General features: G+C 68.2%; 13 protein-coding genes and 1 pseudogene. 10 read left to right on the top strand and 4 right to left on the bottom strand.

What is annotated here, in order from left to right; genetic code table 11:
* Nucleotides 1–36 precede the first annotated feature (36 nt).
* On the top strand, nucleotides 37–933 hold the full coding sequence (locus tag O145_RS11920; RefSeq protein WP_043563326.1) for a diacylglycerol kinase catalytic domain-containing protein: 897 nt from the start codon (nucleotides 37–39) through the stop codon (nucleotides 931–933).
* A 41-nt stretch (nucleotides 934–974) separates the two neighbouring features.
* On the opposite strand, the gene O145_RS11915 is transcribed toward O145_RS11920, so the two are convergent.
* Together O145_RS11915 and O145_RS11910 are read right to left on the bottom strand one after the other, a co-directional pair.
* A complete protein-coding gene (locus O145_RS11915) occupies nucleotides 975–2,360 on the bottom strand; it encodes an isochorismate synthase (RefSeq protein ID WP_052375091.1) in 1,386 nt (461 codons plus the stop codon).
* Nucleotide 2,361: 1 nt separating this feature from the next.
* Nucleotides 2,362–3,054, bottom strand: coding sequence for a demethylmenaquinone methyltransferase (locus O145_RS11910; protein WP_043563321.1), 693 nt, complete (start codon nucleotides 3,052–3,054; stop codon nucleotides 2,362–2,364).
* A 626-nt stretch (nucleotides 3,055–3,680) separates the two neighbouring features.
* On the opposite strand from O145_RS11910, the gene O145_RS11905 reads away from it, so the two are divergent.
* The 9 genes from O145_RS11905 to O145_RS11865 are packed head-to-tail and all read left to right on the top strand — an operon-like array spanning nucleotide 3,681 to nucleotide 13,479.
* Nucleotides 3,681–4,592, top strand: coding sequence for an ABC transporter ATP-binding protein (locus O145_RS11905; RefSeq protein WP_043563299.1), 912 nt, complete (start codon nucleotides 3,681–3,683; stop codon nucleotides 4,590–4,592).
* Entirely contained in the window at nucleotides 4,589–5,467 is an 879-nt protein-coding gene (locus O145_RS11900) for an ABC transporter permease (RefSeq protein WP_043563298.1), read from the top strand. The genes O145_RS11905 and O145_RS11900 overlap by 4 nt, the downstream gene beginning before the upstream one ends.
* Nucleotides 5,422–6,387: an ACP S-malonyltransferase gene (locus O145_RS11895; protein WP_267489934.1), complete on the top strand. Its 966-nt coding sequence runs from the start codon at nucleotides 5,422–5,424 to the stop codon at nucleotides 6,385–6,387. The genes O145_RS11900 and O145_RS11895 overlap by 46 nt, the downstream gene beginning before the upstream one ends.
* Complete coding sequence (locus O145_RS11890; RefSeq protein ID WP_043563296.1) at nucleotides 6,384–7,124, top strand: SDR family oxidoreductase; 741 nt, start codon at nucleotides 6,384–6,386, stop codon at nucleotides 7,122–7,124. The genes O145_RS11895 and O145_RS11890 overlap by 4 nt, the downstream gene beginning before the upstream one ends.
* 29 nt (nucleotides 7,125–7,153) lie before the next feature.
* Complete coding sequence (locus tag O145_RS11885; RefSeq protein ID WP_229118540.1) at nucleotides 7,154–7,426, top strand: phosphopantetheine-binding protein; 273 nt, start codon at nucleotides 7,154–7,156, stop codon at nucleotides 7,424–7,426.
* Nucleotides 7,423–7,881, top strand: coding sequence for a 3-hydroxyacyl-ACP dehydratase FabZ (gene fabZ / locus O145_RS11880; protein ID WP_084682580.1), 459 nt, complete (start codon nucleotides 7,423–7,425; stop codon nucleotides 7,879–7,881). Before O145_RS11885 ends, fabZ begins: the two co-directional genes overlap by 4 nt.
* 7 nt (nucleotides 7,882–7,888) lie before the next feature.
* Complete coding sequence (locus O145_RS11875) at nucleotides 7,889–10,042, top strand: GNAT family N-acetyltransferase (RefSeq protein ID WP_043563291.1); 2,154 nt, start codon at nucleotides 7,889–7,891, stop codon at nucleotides 10,040–10,042.
* A gap of 60 nt (nucleotides 10,043–10,102) precedes the next feature.
* On the top strand, nucleotides 10,103–11,104 hold the full coding sequence (locus O145_RS11870) for a hypothetical protein (protein WP_043563290.1): 1,002 nt from the start codon (nucleotides 10,103–10,105) through the stop codon (nucleotides 11,102–11,104).
* On the top strand, nucleotides 11,101–13,479 hold the full coding sequence (locus O145_RS11865) for a beta-ketoacyl-[acyl-carrier-protein] synthase family protein (protein WP_043563288.1): 2,379 nt from the start codon (nucleotides 11,101–11,103) through the stop codon (nucleotides 13,477–13,479). The genes O145_RS11870 and O145_RS11865 overlap by 4 nt, the downstream gene beginning before the upstream one ends.
* Nucleotides 13,480–13,676: 197 nt before the next feature.
* Here O145_RS11865 and O145_RS19630 read toward each other — a convergent pair whose 3' ends face one another.
* Both O145_RS19630 and O145_RS19315 read right to left on the bottom strand, forming a co-directional pair.
* Nucleotides 13,677–14,237 carry a DUF6301 family protein gene (locus O145_RS19630; protein ID WP_267489935.1) on the bottom strand — a complete coding sequence of 187 codons (561 nt, stop codon included), beginning with the start codon at nucleotides 14,235–14,237 and terminating at the stop codon, nucleotides 13,677–13,679.
* Between the two features lie 651 nt (nucleotides 14,238–14,888).
* Nucleotides 14,889–15,241, bottom strand: a pseudogene (locus O145_RS19315) (transposase); the annotation flags it as partial.

Below are 15,241 nucleotides of genomic sequence, written 5' to 3'. Positions count from 1 at the left end.
GCGACGGCACCCGCAGCGCCGGCAGTACCGGCCGCCCTGCGGCGCCGGGCGGTCCTGGTCCACCGCCGCACCGAGCTCGACGAGCTGGTCGACCGGCACTCCACGCGCGGGCAGGCCGAGTTCTTCCTGCGCACGCGCGGGCGCTCCCTGGCCGAGGTGCAGCGCTCCCACGACCAGGTGCAGGAGGCCCTGGCCGCCGTCGCGGCCCTGCTGCCCGAGGAGTGGGCGCGCACGAGCGTCGAGCGCCGCGACCTGCCGTCCTTCCTCTTCGCGCCCGAGGACGTCGTCATCGTCGTCGGCCCCGACGGGCTGGTCGCCAATGCCGCCAAGTACCTGCACGGCCAGGTCGTCATCGGCATCGACCCGCGCCCCGGGGGCGGCCGCGGTCCCCTGGTGCCCTGCGACGTGAAGGCGGGCGGAGAGCTGATCGGCCTCATCGCCCGCGGCCGGACCCCGGCCGTCTCCCGGCGGACCATGGTGCGCGCCCGGCTCGACGACGGCCAGGAGCTCACCGCCCTCAACGAGATCTACCTCGGGCACGCCTCCCACCAGTCGGCCCGCTACCGCCTGGAGTGGCGGGACCGCCAGGAGACCCAGTCCTCCTCCGGCCTGATCGTCTCGACCGGGACCGGCGCCACCGGCTGGGTCGCCTCCCTGGCCCACGACCGGGGCGGGCGGGACCTGCCCGACCCCGCCGCGCGCACCCTGTCCTGGTTCGTCCGCGAGGCCTGGCCCTCGCCGGTCACGGGCGCCTCCATGACCGAGGGGCTGCTGGACGAGGGCGAGGAGCTGGGGCTCGTGGTGTCCTGCGAGCGGCTCGTCGTCTTCGGCGACGGGGTCGAGGCCGACCGCTGCGAGGCAACCTGGGGCCAGCGGGTGCGGGTCTCGGTGGCCGAGCGCACCCTGGCCCTGGCCGAGCCGCCGCGAGCCTGAGGGCGGCGGCGCGCCACCGGCCCGGCCCGCGCCGGGCGCGCTCAGGCGGGCGCCTCCAGCGCGCCCAGCGCTCCCAGCACGGGGCGCATCTTGGCCTCGGTCTCCGCCAGCTCGTCGGCGGGCACGGAGTCCGGCATGATACCGCCCCCGCCGAACACCCGCGCCGGCGCGCCCGGCCCGGGGCCGCCGTCGGGAAGAGCGGCGCTGCGCAGCGCGATGCACCACTCGCCCTCCCCGCGCCAGTCGACCCATCCGACCGGCCCGGCGTAGCGGCCGCGGTCCATGCCCTCGACCTCCTCGATGATCCGGGCCGCCGCCGGCGTCGGGGTGCCGCACACGGCGGCCGTGGGGTGCAGCGCCCCCACCAGTGACAGCGCGCCGGTGTCCCCGGCGACGACCCCGGTGATGTCGCTGGCCAGGTGCAGCACGTTGGGCAGGGTCACCACGAAGCGCTCCGGCGCCTCGACCACCGAGCACAGGGGCTCCAGCGCCGCCAGCGCGGAGGCCCGAGCCAGCTCGTGCTCGCGGTTGTTCTTGCCCGAGGCCTCCAGCCACTCAGTCAGCTCGGCCAGCTCTTTCAACTCAGCCGGCTCGGCCGCCTCGCGGGCGCGGCCGGCGTGGCGGCGGGCCGTCCCCGCCAGCACGCGGCTGGTCAGGCGCCGTCCCTCCAGGCGCACCAGCAGCTCGGGGGTCGCGCCGACCATCCCGTCGACGGCGAAGGTCCAGCACGAGGGGTAGCCGTGGGCGAGCCGCGCCAGGATCCGCGGGGCGGGCATCGGGGTCGAGGGCGTGACCATGACGTCGCGGGCGAGCACGACCTTGCGGGCCTCGCCCGCCGCCATGCGCCGCTGCGTGGCCGCGACCGCCGCCAGGTAGGCGTCGTCGGCGAGGGCCCCGCGGGAGACCTCGGCGCGCGGCCGGGCCGGTCCCGGCGCGGGTTGCGGCCGGTCCCGGCGCAGAGACGGACCGGTCCCGACGCGGGCTGGGGCCGGGGGCGACTGGGACGGCCGGTCCGCCAGGGACGCGGTGGTGACCCAGGCGCCGGAGGCGTCGGCGCCCACGATCACCTCGGGCACCACCAGCACCGAGCGCTCCCGGGAGGACGCCGAGAAGGCGATGGCCCCCAGGGCCACCGGCCCGGTCCCCGGCCGCACCAGCGGGTCCGTCCACCAGGAGGCGTAGACGACGGCGCGCCAGGCGGCCCGCAGCTCCTCGATCCGCCCGGCGCCCTCCGCCTCCAGCGTCAGGACCCGGCCCCAGCCGACCAGGCCGCGGCCGTGACGGACCCACGCCACCACGTCCCGGCGGCCGTGCAGCAGGGCGAGCAGGTCGGCCGCCTGCTGCGCGGGCAGCGCCCGGGTGGACACGGAGAGCCGGGGTGGGGAGCCGATGAGGTCGCGGGCCCTCGCCCGCCGCGCGGCGACCATTTCAGGGCTTGGTGGCGCGGTGGACGGCGACGATGCCGCCCGACAGGTTCTTGTAGCCCACGCCCCGCCAGCCGGCCTGGTGCATGAGCGCGGCCAGCCCCTCCTGGTCGGGCCAGGCCAGGATCGACTCGGCCAGGTAGTCGTAGGCCTCGGTGTCGGACGACACGAGCCGCGCGGCCGCCGGCAGCGCCGTGCCCAGGTAGAAGCGGTAGACGCTGCGGAGGGCGCGGAGGGCGGGCGTGGAGAACTCGGCGACGACGAGGCGCCCGCCCGGGCGCGTCACGCGCGCCATCTCCTTGAGGGCGCCGACGGTGTCCTGCACGTTGCGCAGCCCGTAGGAGATGGTGACCGCGTCGAAGGTGCCGTCGGCGAAGGGCAGGGCGGTGGCGTCCCCGGCGACGAAGGCGATGCCCGGGTGGCGGCGCCGGCCCTCGGCGATCATGCCGGTGGAGAAGTCGCAGGCGACGACGTCGGCGCCGTCGGCGGCGTACTCGGCGGCGGAGGTCCCGGTGCCGGCCGCCAGGTCGAGCACCCGGGTGCCGGGCCGGGCGGCGACGGCGGAGCGGGTGACGGCGCGCCACACGCGCACCTGCCACAGGCTCATGACGTCGTTCGTCAGGTCGTAGCGGCGCGCGACGGCGTCGAACATGCCCGCGACCTCGCGGGGCTCCTTGGCTAGGGTGGCTCGGCTCATGCGGCCCATGATCTCAGGCGGGGGTGCCGCGTGTACCACCCGGCGGACCGGAGCGGCCCGAGGCGTCCGTCTCGGAGAACGACGTCGGAGCGGATGTTGGCCCGCCTCGGGAACCACCGCCACAACCGACAAGCCCACCTCCTCCAAAAAGCTGAGTTCTTATAGCCGCTAACTCAAACAATTTTCATAGCAGGACCTAGCGAGCACGTATCCACTGTGCATCCACAAAAGTCAGTAGCGAATGCGCTGACTTGCCGAGCCTCCGGTCCGCTCCCCGGCGACGAGCCTTCCCGCACGGGATTCAGGTGAGTCTCGCATCTCTTGACGGGGGCTATCGGCCGGAGTATGCTCTGCTGCAAGTGATGATGTTGCTGAAGGAATGTCATGTCCCTGCTCTCTGCTCATACGGTCGGCGCCCAGTCCGTGTGCGGGCGGCTTCGGTTTTGTTTGACTCGCGACGTGGACGGGAGGCGACCTCCGCCGCGATGCGTCTCGCTGAGTCCTGGAGGATTGTTGTCGGCCCTGTCCAGACTTGTGGGTGGCTGCCGATTTTTTGCAGGTCCGCACGGATCCCGTGGTGCTGGGCGAGGCCATCCGGTTTGTGTGAGGAACCCTGGAGTTGAAGAATGATCAGTGTTGAAGGACTTACAAAGAAGTACGGGCAGAACGTCGCCGTCGATGATCTGAGCTTCTCGGTCGAGAACGGCATCCTGTTCGCTTTCCTCGGCACCAACGGAGCGGGAAAGTCCACCACGATCTCCTGCATGACGACCTTGTTGGCGTTCAATTCAGGAAGAATTACAATCAACGACAAGGAGGTGGGGCGCCGGGACGGCGAGATCCGCTCCGATATAGGTATCGTGTTCCAACAGTCGTTGCTCGATCCGCGCCTGACGGTGAGGGAGAACCTGGAGTCCCGGGCGCTGTTCTACGGCGTGAGCCGCCGTCGCGTGAACGAGCTGATCGACCTCATTGACATGCAAGGGTTCCAGGGCAGGCGCTACGGCGTGCTCTCGGGCGGCGAGAAGAGACGCGCGGACATTGCGCGGGCACTGCTCAACAAGCCCTCGATGCTCTTCCTCGACGAACCGACGACGGGGCTGGACCCTCAGAGTCGCGAGCAGGTCTGGTCGGTCATCTCCCAGCTGCGCACGGACCTGGGGCTCACGGTCCTTCTGACAACGCACTACATGGCCGAGACGGAGAACGCGGACCGTGTTCTCGTTATCGACCACGGACGCTCTATCGCCGAGGGGACGCCGTTCGAGCTGCGGGCGCAGTACAGCACCCCCCACCTGTCGGTCAGTCTGGAGGACGAGGACAGCCCGGGCGCGGCCGATCGGGTGCGCGCCCTCGTGCCGGGCGTCCAGGCCGAGTCGGAGGAGGTCGGGGGCGCTGTGCACCTCACGGTACCCGATTCGGCGGCGGCCCTGAGGGCCCTGGACGCGCTGCGCCCCCACCTGGTCGACTTCGAGTTTCGGCAGGGCTCGATGGACGATGTATTTCTGGCGCTCACGACGCAGGAGAGGAAGTCATGAGGACGACTCTGGGACTGGTGCGACGCAATATTCGAGTTTATTACCGTGATCGAGGGCAGGTTGTCCTCTCGCTCATCGCGCCGCTGATCCTTCTGCTGCTCTACGTGCTGTTTCTCGGGAACCTTCAGGTGGATACGCTCGAGGACTCGCTTCCTGAGGCCAGTGCGGAGCAAGTTGATGCATTCGTCTACACCTGGGTATTCTCCGGGATGGTGATGATCACGACGGTGACCACGGGGCTGTCGGCATTGAACACATTCGTGGAGGACAGGGTCTTCGGACGGTTCAAGGACTTCCGGGTGTCTCCGATCAACTCGGTGCAGCTCATCACCGGTTACCTTGTCGCCTCCTGTCTCATCGCTTTCGTGATGAGCATGATCGTCCTCGCTGCCGGCCTGGTGGTGGTATCGATGACTTACGACAGCTTTCCGGGCTGGAGCAATGTTTTCCTGAGCGTCGGTTACGCCGCGCTGATGTGCCTTGGGTTCTCGTCCTTGTCGGCTCTTATGGTGACCTTCGTGCGCACTTCCGGGGCATTCACCTCGCTGAGTGTGATCGTGGGGACGATCATCGGCTTCCTGGCCGGGGCCTATATCCCGGAGGGAACGATGACGAAAGGTGTCGTGCACGCGCTCAACGTCTTGCCGTTCTCGCAGTCGGCGATGCTGCTCCGTGAGCCATTGGCCGGTGGTGCGCTGACTGATCTCACGGAGGGGCTGCCGGGCGCGCATGAGACGATCGCCGAGTACTTCGGTTTCAAGTTGATGATCGGCAGCATGAGCGTCACGAATGGGATTGCCGTTCTTGTTCTTATCGCTATGACGATCGTGTGCGGAGGCCTGGGGGCACTTCGGATGCGCAGGAGCATCAATTGATCCGGGAAAGAACGACGGCGCTGCGCTCCTCGAGCATATTGGCGCTTTTCCCCGGTCAGGGAACCCAGACCGTCGGCATGGGACGCAGGGCGGCCGAGGCTTCAGCCGCGGCGGCGCAGGTGTTCGACCTGGCCTCCGACATTCTGAGGATCGATGCGCGTGAGCTGTGCTGGCGCACACCCGATGCTGAGCTGAAGCGGACCAAGAACGCTCAGCCGGCTATCACGATCGCGGCGCTGGCCAGCTGGGCCGTGGCATCGGAGGAGCTGATGGGTTCCTCTGCGGTGGTGGCAGCGGGGCACAGCGTTGGGGCCATCTCCGCCGCCGCGGCCGCTGGCTACCTCAGTATGCCCACCGCAGTCAGGCTCGCGGCTTCGCGAGGCGAGTTGATGGGCTCGGTGGCGGGCCACGGCTCGATGCTCGCGGTGGCGATCAACGGCCTTCCCACTGCCGACGAGCAGGAGGAACGGGCACATGAGCTTGCTGCGCGTTTCCACGTGGACGTAGGTGCTGTCAACGGCCCCAGACAGGTCGTGCTCTCCGGTCCGCGCGATCTCATCGAGCGGGCCTGTGCGCAGCTGGAGGGTAGGGCGAAGATGCTCGCGGTCAGCCACGCGTTCCACTCCAGGATGATGGCGCCGGTGGAGTCGCAGTGGTGCGCCATGGTTGACGCCGTCGAGATGGAGCCTGCGCCGACCTGGTCCTACCAAGGGTCGATCTTCGCCATGAGGGCGCGGACTGCCGAAGACGTGCGTCAAGATCTGCGGGCGAGTTTGACCATGCCCGTGCTCTGGTCGAGAGTCATGGAGTCGACGATGACGCTCTCCGAGGTCCGGGTCTTCGGCCCTGGTGGGGTACTGGCGCGCCTGGTCCGCCCTTATCGGGGCGGGCGGACGGTGACGCAGGTGGACGTGTCATGAGGAACAAGTTCCTGGCACTGGTGACCGGCGCATCACGCGGAATCGGTCGTGCCGCCGCGATCGCTCTGGCGGAGGCTGGGTATGACATCGCCGGGTGGTTCAAGTCGAATTCTGACGCTGCGGGGGAGACTGCGCGCGCCGTTGAGGCGACCGGCGCGCGCTTCTACGCCCAGGCGGTCGACGTCGCGGACGAGGCAGCGGTCAGGGCCGGCTTCAGGCAGATGCGCAAGACAGCCGATGCGCCCTTGCGCGCACTGGTCTGCGCAGCGGGGATCACCCGGGACGGGCTGGCGGGCATAATGACTGCCGAAGCCTTCGACTCGGTCGTCAGGGTCAACCTGCGCGGTTCTTTTCTCGTATGCCGGGAGGCCACCAAGGCGATGCGTCGCAGCGGTGGGGCAATTGTCCTCGTCTCCTCAGTAGCCGGCCTGTCCGGTCAGCCCGGACAGGCGAACTACTCCGCCAGCAAGGGCGGTATTAACGCGATGGCCCAGTCGCTGGCGAAGGAGAGCGCACGGTTCGGGATCCGTGTCAACGCCGTGGCTCCCGGGTACACCCAGACCGATATGTACCGGGCCATGGATCCGTCCGCGCGCAGGAGGGCGATGGAGACGGTTCCGCTGGGGCGGCCCGGGACGAGTGCCGAGGTCGCCTCAGCCATAGCGTTCCTCATCGGGGAATCCAGCAGCTACATCACGGGCCAGATCCTGGCCGTTGACGGAGGGATAACGGCCTGATGCCGTTTAGCACAATGAAGGAAGCCGAAGTGTCAGAACTGCGAGCACATGCACAGAAGCGTTTCGACCTGGTGGGCCGGGTCACCGAGATGCTCATCGACGGACTTGACCTGCCGGACGATCCTGCGCGGGTCGACCCTGATCAGCCCCTCTTCGGACGCGGACTCGAGCTTGACTCACTGGACACACTTGAGATTGTCAGCCTCATTGACGAGGAGTACAGCGTCACGCTGGAGGACACCCCGGCGGCGTTCGGGTCCATCAATAAGATCGTTGACCAGCTGTGTGACAGGCGGTCATGACGATGGCGGGCGACACCTACTCGGCCGTGCAGATACTGCACCGGCTGCCCCACCGGCACCCGTTCGTGCTGCTCGACCGGGTGACGGTCGATGAGCCGGGGCGCTGCGGCGTCGGGTTCTCGCTCATCAGCATCTCCAACCCGGTCTTCGCGGGACACTTCCCAAGCCACCCGGTTTATCCGGGCGTGCTCCTGGTGGAGACCGCCGCGCAGACCGCGGGGGTTGTTGCGACAGCGGGCAGGTCCTCAGCCGGTGGGATCCCGCTGCTGGCCGCCATCCGCAAATTCGCTTTCCGCAAGCCGGTCGTTCCCGGCGACCTGGTGGAGGCGCACTGCGTGCTGAAGACTGCTGCGGGGGCCCTGCGAGAGTTCAGCTGCAGGATCGAGGTCAACGGCGAGCTGCGGGCAGAGGGAGGCGTTGCCGTCTCCATCCGCGAGGGCGCGGCAGGGGCGTGAGGACGGCATGCATATCCGTGACTACATTCGTTCGGATGCGGAACGGGTGCGCGATCTTATTGTGCGCACAGGCTTTGGCGCGGACGCCTCGGATGCGCTTAAGACCCCGGCGACCATCCACGAAACCCTGATGGAGCGCTGTGCCAAGTGCGTCCTGGTGGCCGAGGAGGAAGACGGCCGTATTGTCGGCATGCTGGCAATGCTCCGTGACAGCGGGCGGAGGTCGTCGCCTCCCGACGAGCTCTACTCCGACCTGTACCTGATTGACCCTCACCACCGGAACGGACTGGTCGGCGGCAAGCTGTTCGATATCGCGTTCCGCCGGGTTCTGGCGATGGGGGTGCGGGTGCTGAGGACGGAGGCCAGTCCCGTGAACCCGGCCTTCGCGCTCTACGCCCGCGCCGGATTCCGTTGCAAACCGGGATCTCTGCCCGATCAGCGGGGCTACGTCGATCTGGTCTCATGGCTCCCCGGTGTCGTGCTCGACATGATGTCCGTGGACGTGCGGTACCGGGACGCCCCGCCGGGCATGCACGCATTGCGCGGCACTCGCGGCGCTGGAGCGTCATCCGGCGTGGAATGGGTCGACGGCCGGTGGAGCGCGCGATATGAGGTGCAGCTGGGGGACAGCCCCTCATACATCGTCGTGGACCTCGATACCGGTGATGTCCTTGAGGCCGGGGCGACGCTGCCCGTGCGGCTGCCGAGACCCGGCAACGGGGCAGTGGTGCCGCCCCGGACCGCGGAGCTGTGGCGGGCGGAGTTCGAAGACGGCGCCTGGACCGTCACCGTTGACGACGAAGGGACTCTGCGGATCGAGGACGGGGGGTCGCCGGTACTCCTCGAACGATGGCCGGTGGTCCGTCATGTGGATCCTCCTGGCTGGCGCAACACGACGCCGGCCAGGCAGGCTGACGCCGTACCGTTGCAACCCGGTTCCCCGCGTGTCATCGCGCACCAGCGCCTCGACGGCGTGCGTCTCGCCGGCACGGCAGACGGTATTGAGCGCACCTGCACGGTGCGCGGCAATGAGTTGGAGGTGCGCACGTCGTCCGATAGAGCAGTGATCTGCAGCCCGTGGACTCGACTGCGAGGGTCCGTATGGCACCTTCACTCAGGCGGCCGCTGGTACAGCGGCCCGACGCGTCAGGGAGTGTGGCCCCCCTCAGCGGCAGACTTCCAGCCAGCGGTTCGCAGGCCCTTTGACGACGCGCGGAACGAGCATATTGATGCCGTGGCCGTCAGTGCCGGTGGACGGACACTGGTCGCGCGGTGGGACGGGGCCGACGCCAGGTTCGAGGCGCTTCATCTCCCGCAGCTGCTCGTTCCCGCAGGCCGGGCGGCGACATGGACGGTGAGTGCGTCCGAGCATGACCTGGCGACCGAGCCGTGTGCCGAGTCGGCCCCGGGCGTGAATGAGATCCGCCTGAAGGACAGTGTGCAGCCGCCCGACCAGGACGTTGTGCGGCCCGTCGACTGGTCGGCTCCGGATAATCAAGGCGCTCGCGTGTGCGAGACCGGGCCGCACCGCCTCACGCTGGCTTCCGGCTCTGCGCTGGCTACGTGGCTCTGCGGTGGTCGTTCCATCCTCACATCGCCCTGGCCGCGCTCTCGTTCCCTCGGTCCGCTGGTCGACTGGCACGCGGGACTGTGGGTCGTCGAAGTTCCCGACCGGAACGACCCAGACCATGGCGTCGTCTGGGCGGGGCCGGATCGGTCACTGCCTTACCAGCAGGACGGACCCGGCTGGTCAGTCGGCCTCGGGCAGGAGGGGATGCTGCGCGTGCGGGCGACTGCCGACAGCGGCGGTGACGGGGACGTCGCCGTTTGCCTGACTCCGTCCGTGGCGAAAGGATCTCGGTTCATGGTCCTTGCGAACGGGAGGTTGTGGGAGCTGTCTGAAGCAGCCCGCAGCTGGGAGGGCGGTGTCAGCGCTGTGGCGCTCATGATCGCACCTGATCAGTATCTGGTGGTCGCTCCGTGGCCGCAAGGGAGGCCCTCCGATACCGAGGTGTTTATCCGATTCGGTCATGGACCGGTGCTCTTGACGTGCCTGGGGCGGGCCCGCCGGCCTTTCACCGTCGATCTGCAAGTTCACCCGGCTGCCTCGGTCCTGAGCGTGCTTGGATGCCGGCCCGGGTCGTGCGAGCGGATCAGGTGACCCCGTCACCGGCTGCGTCCCTTGTAATTGTGGGGTTCATTTATCAATAAGGAGAAAGAGATGCTTGATCTGAACGACAGCTATGCCGCGCTCAGAGGCAGTGTGGGAGTGTATCCGATGACGGGCTCGTTGCTTCGGCTCTCCGGCGCCCAGCGTCAAGGAATGCTGTCGTGGCTGTTGGCCCGCACCACCGAGTACTCGCACCCGGACACGAGTGAGTGGTCGCTGGTCCTCGACAAGACCGGCCGTCCGGCGGGAACCGCGTTGGTCCTGCTCGGAGAGGCGGAGGACCTGCTCCTGCTTGATGCCGCTGCGGGATGGCTGGACGCCGCGTGCGGGGCCGCTCCGGAGCAGGTGCATGAGCGGGTGGAAGTCACCCCGGCCGAGGGTTTCGCGATCGCGATAGAAGGCCCTCGGTCGTGGGAGGTCGTCGAGCCGCTCATCGACCAGCCGATCTCCGATCTGCTGCTGAACGAGGTGATCGGAACCACGGTCGGCGGCCGGCCCGTCAGGCTCGCAAGGACTGGTACGACGTCCGAGTTCGGTTACGTCGTTATTGGTTCGGGTTCCATCGAGGCCGCCATGGGCGTGCTTGCCGCCCGGGCCGCGGAACTCGGGGGAGGGGTGATCGACCCGCAGGCCTTGGTCCGCGTCCACGTGGAGACCAACCATCCCATCATCCCCGAGCAAACTCGCGGACTGAGCATCACTGAGTCCGGCGTCTCCTGGCTCATGTCGCTGACCAGAGATGATGCATTCTACGGCGATGCCGCCCTTGGTGTTCCGGCCGGCACCCGGCGACTGGTCGCCGCATACGCCCGCGGTCAGGATTTCCCCGCCAGCGGCACGAGCGTGTTCGATGAGGATAATGCGGTGGGGACCGTGCAGGTCGCAGCGCCTGCAGCGGGGTGCGGCGACGGCATCGGGCTCCTGCTGCTGGATAATCCGTATTGCGTGCCCGGCCTGAGCCTGATGACGGGCGACGGACAGGTCCTCGAGACTGTCTCAAGGCCTGCAGTGACCCCTTTGTCCTGGGTGCAAACGATCGGGGTGCGTCCATGAAGGTCGTCATTACCGGCATGTCCATGCTGACAGCCGCTGGACGAACTCTGGCGGAGGGGTGGTCCGGCATCGCTCAGGGCCAGTCTGGGCTGGGTGACTTCGACTCGATCCCGACGGTCGGTGTGTCGACGAGGTGGGGCGGCCAGGTCCGGTCGGTCGAGGAACCCGGCCTCGAAGATGATGACCGTGCGATTCAGCTCGCTGCGCTGGCGCTGGGTGACGCCCTGCGCGATGCCGGCCTCGAGAAGGCCAATCCTTATCCGCAGGACCGTCGGGGCCTGAGCGTCGGAACCTGCATCGGCGGTGCCCGAAGGGGTGAGGCATTCCAGAGGCAGTGGATCAGCGATGGCCTGGACGCAGCCGACAACAGGCTGCTGTGGCAGTATCCGCTGCATGCGCTCGGCGACGCGTTGGCCAGCGAGTTCGCCCTCCTGGGGGCCCGCACTGTCAACTCGAATGCGTGCGCGGCGGGCGCGGTCGCGATCGCCAACGGCATGGAGGTCCTGCGTTCCGGCCACGCCGACGTAATGGTGGTCGGCGGATCTGATCCGTTGGCCTATCTTCCCTTCGCCGGGTTCTCCAGTTTGTCCGCGCTCTCGGCGGAGCACTGCGCGCCCTATACCCGCAGTGACGGGCTGACTCTGGGCGAGGGAGCCGCGTTTCTGATCTTGGAGGAGGACAACGCGGCCCGTAACCGCGGGGCGCGGATCCTGGCCGAACTGCGCGGCTACGGACTCTCAGCCGACGCCTATCATCCCACCGCGCCTGACCCGCGAGGGCGCGGAGCGCGCAGCGCCATGGTGGCAGCCACCCGGATGGCCGGCATTGAGATGACTGAGATCGACTACATCAACGGACACGGAACGGGGACTCCCGCCAACGACACCGGCGAGCTGCGGCTGATCTCCTCTCTTGGCAGTCCGCACCCCCCGGTCAGCTCCACGAAGTCCATGATCGGGCACACCCTCGGGGCCGCTGGCGCCGTCGAGTCAGTGGTTTCGATCAAGGCACTGGTGGAGCAGGTACTCCCACCGACCCACGTGCCGGAGGACAGTCTCGCCCAGCAGCGCAAAACCGTGAGACTCGAGGGCGAAGGGATCGATATCGTGCCGGACCGGGCGCGGCAGGGGACGATCGGCGTCGTGGCCTCGAACTCGTTCGCCTTTGGCGGGAATAACGCCAGCCTGCTGTTCTCACCACCCGACTCGGACGACTCCGGGCCGGAGTATCTCGACTTCACTTTGGAAGTGACCGGTGTGGGCGCTATTGCCGGTCATGCGGTCGACACCTTGCAGGTCGCAGACAAGTTGTTCGACGGCACTCGGCTGTACGATGAGGTCGCCACTGTGCGCGAAGGCGCCTCGTACCCTGTGGGCATGGTTCCCGACAAGAGGCTGAAAGCGGGGATCAACCCGCGGTCGTTGCGCCGCCTGGATCGGCTCAGCCGCTTGGCGGCGCAGGCGGTCTCCGAGTTGCTTGTGCGGACGAGGCTCTCTTCTGAGGCGCTCGAATCCTCTGGGCTGGTGTTCGCCACGGGCTACGGGCCGTTGACGGCGATTGAAGAGTTCCAGCGCGGTCTGCTCGTTTCCGGGGAGGGAGACTCCCGCATCTTTCCGAACACCGTGATGAACGCCGCCGCGGGACATGTTGCTCTTCTGAAGCAGATGCGCGGTCCTACGGCGACTTTCTGCGCAGGAGGCACCTCGGCGGTCTCGGCTCTGCACTTCGCCGGACAGCTCATGCGCTCGGGAGCGTGTGAAAGGGTCATCCTGGTCGCGGCCGACGAGGTCACAAGAGTACTGCTCAGCGGATTCCACGGCCGGCCCGGGTTCCTGTCCACGGGAACTCTGAATCCGCGCAGTAACACAGGACGGCTGTTTTGTGAGGCCGCAGTGGGAGTGCTTCTCGAACGGCCGGATTCTCACCCCGACCGGGCGACGTTGGCTGAGATTGTCGGATTCGGCATGGCCGGGGACGGGTCGGCGCCGGGTACTCTTCGGCGTGATTGTGATGGGATCCTGCGGGCGATGACCGGTGCCCTTGATGACGCAGGCATTGGACCCGGTTCCGTGGACGTGGTGGTGAGCGCCGCGTGCGGGCGCGATCTGCCCGATCGGCTGGAGCAGGATGCTCTGGAGAGGTTGGGGCTGGCCTCCGGGGCCAGTGTGAGCTTCCCCAAAGGCGTCCAGGGGGACACGCTGAGTGCGGCGCCAATGCTCGGCGTCCTGCAGGCTGTGTGGATGCGTCAGCGTGGACGCGTTCCGGCGCTGCTCAGTGGCGCGGCTGGTGGTCTGGACATATCGGGCTCGATTCTGACGCTTATCAACTCCTTCGAGATCGGGGGCAGTTATCAGTCGATCATGGTCCGCACGTGAGCACTAGCTTATGGGCGGTCCCGGCGGTGCCTCATGGCGTCCGGGCTTGGCGTGTCCGTTCAGACCGCCCCGCCCCCGCGGGGTCGGGGCGGCGGGCGGTTCGGCACCTGGCCAGGCTGCGCCCTTGTTGCAAGAATCCCCAACCGCAGCCCCTGGATGACGGCCGTAGCCGCTGCGTCGGTTGCGGCAGCTTCTGGTCAGCGAGCCATTCGGGCTCGTTGATCGCCGTCGTGCGAGCGCCCGGTCCGATCGGCGTGGACGTGCAACAGCCTCGTTCTCGACCGGCGGCTCTGCGCCGATGGGGCGACAGATGCGGGGTGCCCGGGGCGCGGTTGTCCCACTGGGTGCTCGGCGAGGCCTGTCTCAAGGCCGTGGGACTCGCCCAGAGTCTGCCTCGCCGTGGCGAGCTGAACCTTCCCACCGCCCCGAAGGACTCGGGCCGGACGATGCTCGCGGACGGTAGAGCGATCGCGTGGCGGTGGGGGGACGCAGCGGGGGATCCGGACGGCTGTTTCTGGGCGCTCGCCTGGCTGCTGGGCTCCTTCTCCGCCCCGGCCTGAGTCATGACCTGACCAGCGGTTGATGCGGGAGCCGTTTCGCCCGCGCTTGTCATGGCTTGGCCCCCACAGGGCGGTCGAGGCCTGGACGTACTGAGGATAGGCGGCCCGGGTGATGGGGGCCGCCTGGGCCCACTGCGGGGGCAGCGCCCGCGAAGACAGTGGGAGGCTCACGCCGTTGACTCCGCCTTCGTTGACGATGCCGATGTGTCCGTCTTCCTGGCCGTTGGTGGAGAGCCTGGTGGTTGAAGAAGCGGCCGTCGTCGGGAGCGGGTGTCCAGCCGAGGCGGTCGCGGACGGCGAAGGCCTCCTGGAGGGTCATAGGCCAGGAGTGGTCCGTCCAGGCCCGGATCTAGGCCACATCCTCCCGGACCTGCAGGACGAAGAAGTCGGTCATGGGATGATCCTTTCTCTTGGGTGTTTGATGTGTGGTTGAGTGCTTAGAGACCGGCGATCTTCTGCTCGAGCTTGGCAGTGAAGCCGGGTGAGGGCGAGAAGCCCGTGGTGCGGACCCTGGTGGTCCGCCCTGGGCCGGGGGTCTCGAAGACGTCCGTGCGCAGGCTGGTACGGCCGTCCTTGATGAACTCCCGCAGGCCGGGGTTGTCGTGGAAGTACCGGGGACGCGCTCGTCCTCCAGCATGCGGTCCATGACATAGTCGGACGTGCCCTGGGCCGCGGGCGGGGCTCCGAGCTCATCGAGCTCATCAAGAGCGTAGGTCTTGCTCGGGTCGTAGGCGGCGGTGCCGCCCTTGTACTCGGGGATGACGACCTCGTCCCCGCGGGGTGGGACGGCCAGGCCGTCCACGTGGCCCGGGCCGGGGCCGCGTGCGGGGGGTGCTCCTATGTGGTGTGTCAAGCGGTGGTGGGTAGCTGTGCTGCTGGTTGGGGGTCGTAGAGGGCTCCGTCTCGGATCATGGCGTTCAGGGTCAGGATGCGGCGGTGGGCCAGGGCGAGGACGGCTTGGCCCGGACGTTTGCCTTGGTCTCGTTTGCGCTGGTAGCAGGCGCGGCTGATGGGGTCGGATCTGAGGGAGGCGAAGGCGGAGCCGAACATGGCTCTCTTGAGTCTTTTGTTTCCGGCGTGGGAGACGCCTCTCGCCCTTGATCGAGGACCCCGGCCTCCTGGTCACCGGTGCCAGGCCGGCGTAGGAGGCCAGCTGGGCCCCGGTGGCGGGGGTCTTGCCCAGGGTCTCGGCCAGGAGGACG

It is taken from the genome of Actinomyces israelii DSM 43320 (genome assembly GCF_000711965.1).
Lineage (GTDB): Bacteria > Actinomycetota > Actinomycetes > Actinomycetales > Actinomycetaceae > Actinomyces > Actinomyces israelii.
The sequence above is the reverse complement of the archived record's forward strand: the minus strand, read 5'-3'. Positions and strand labels throughout refer to the sequence as shown.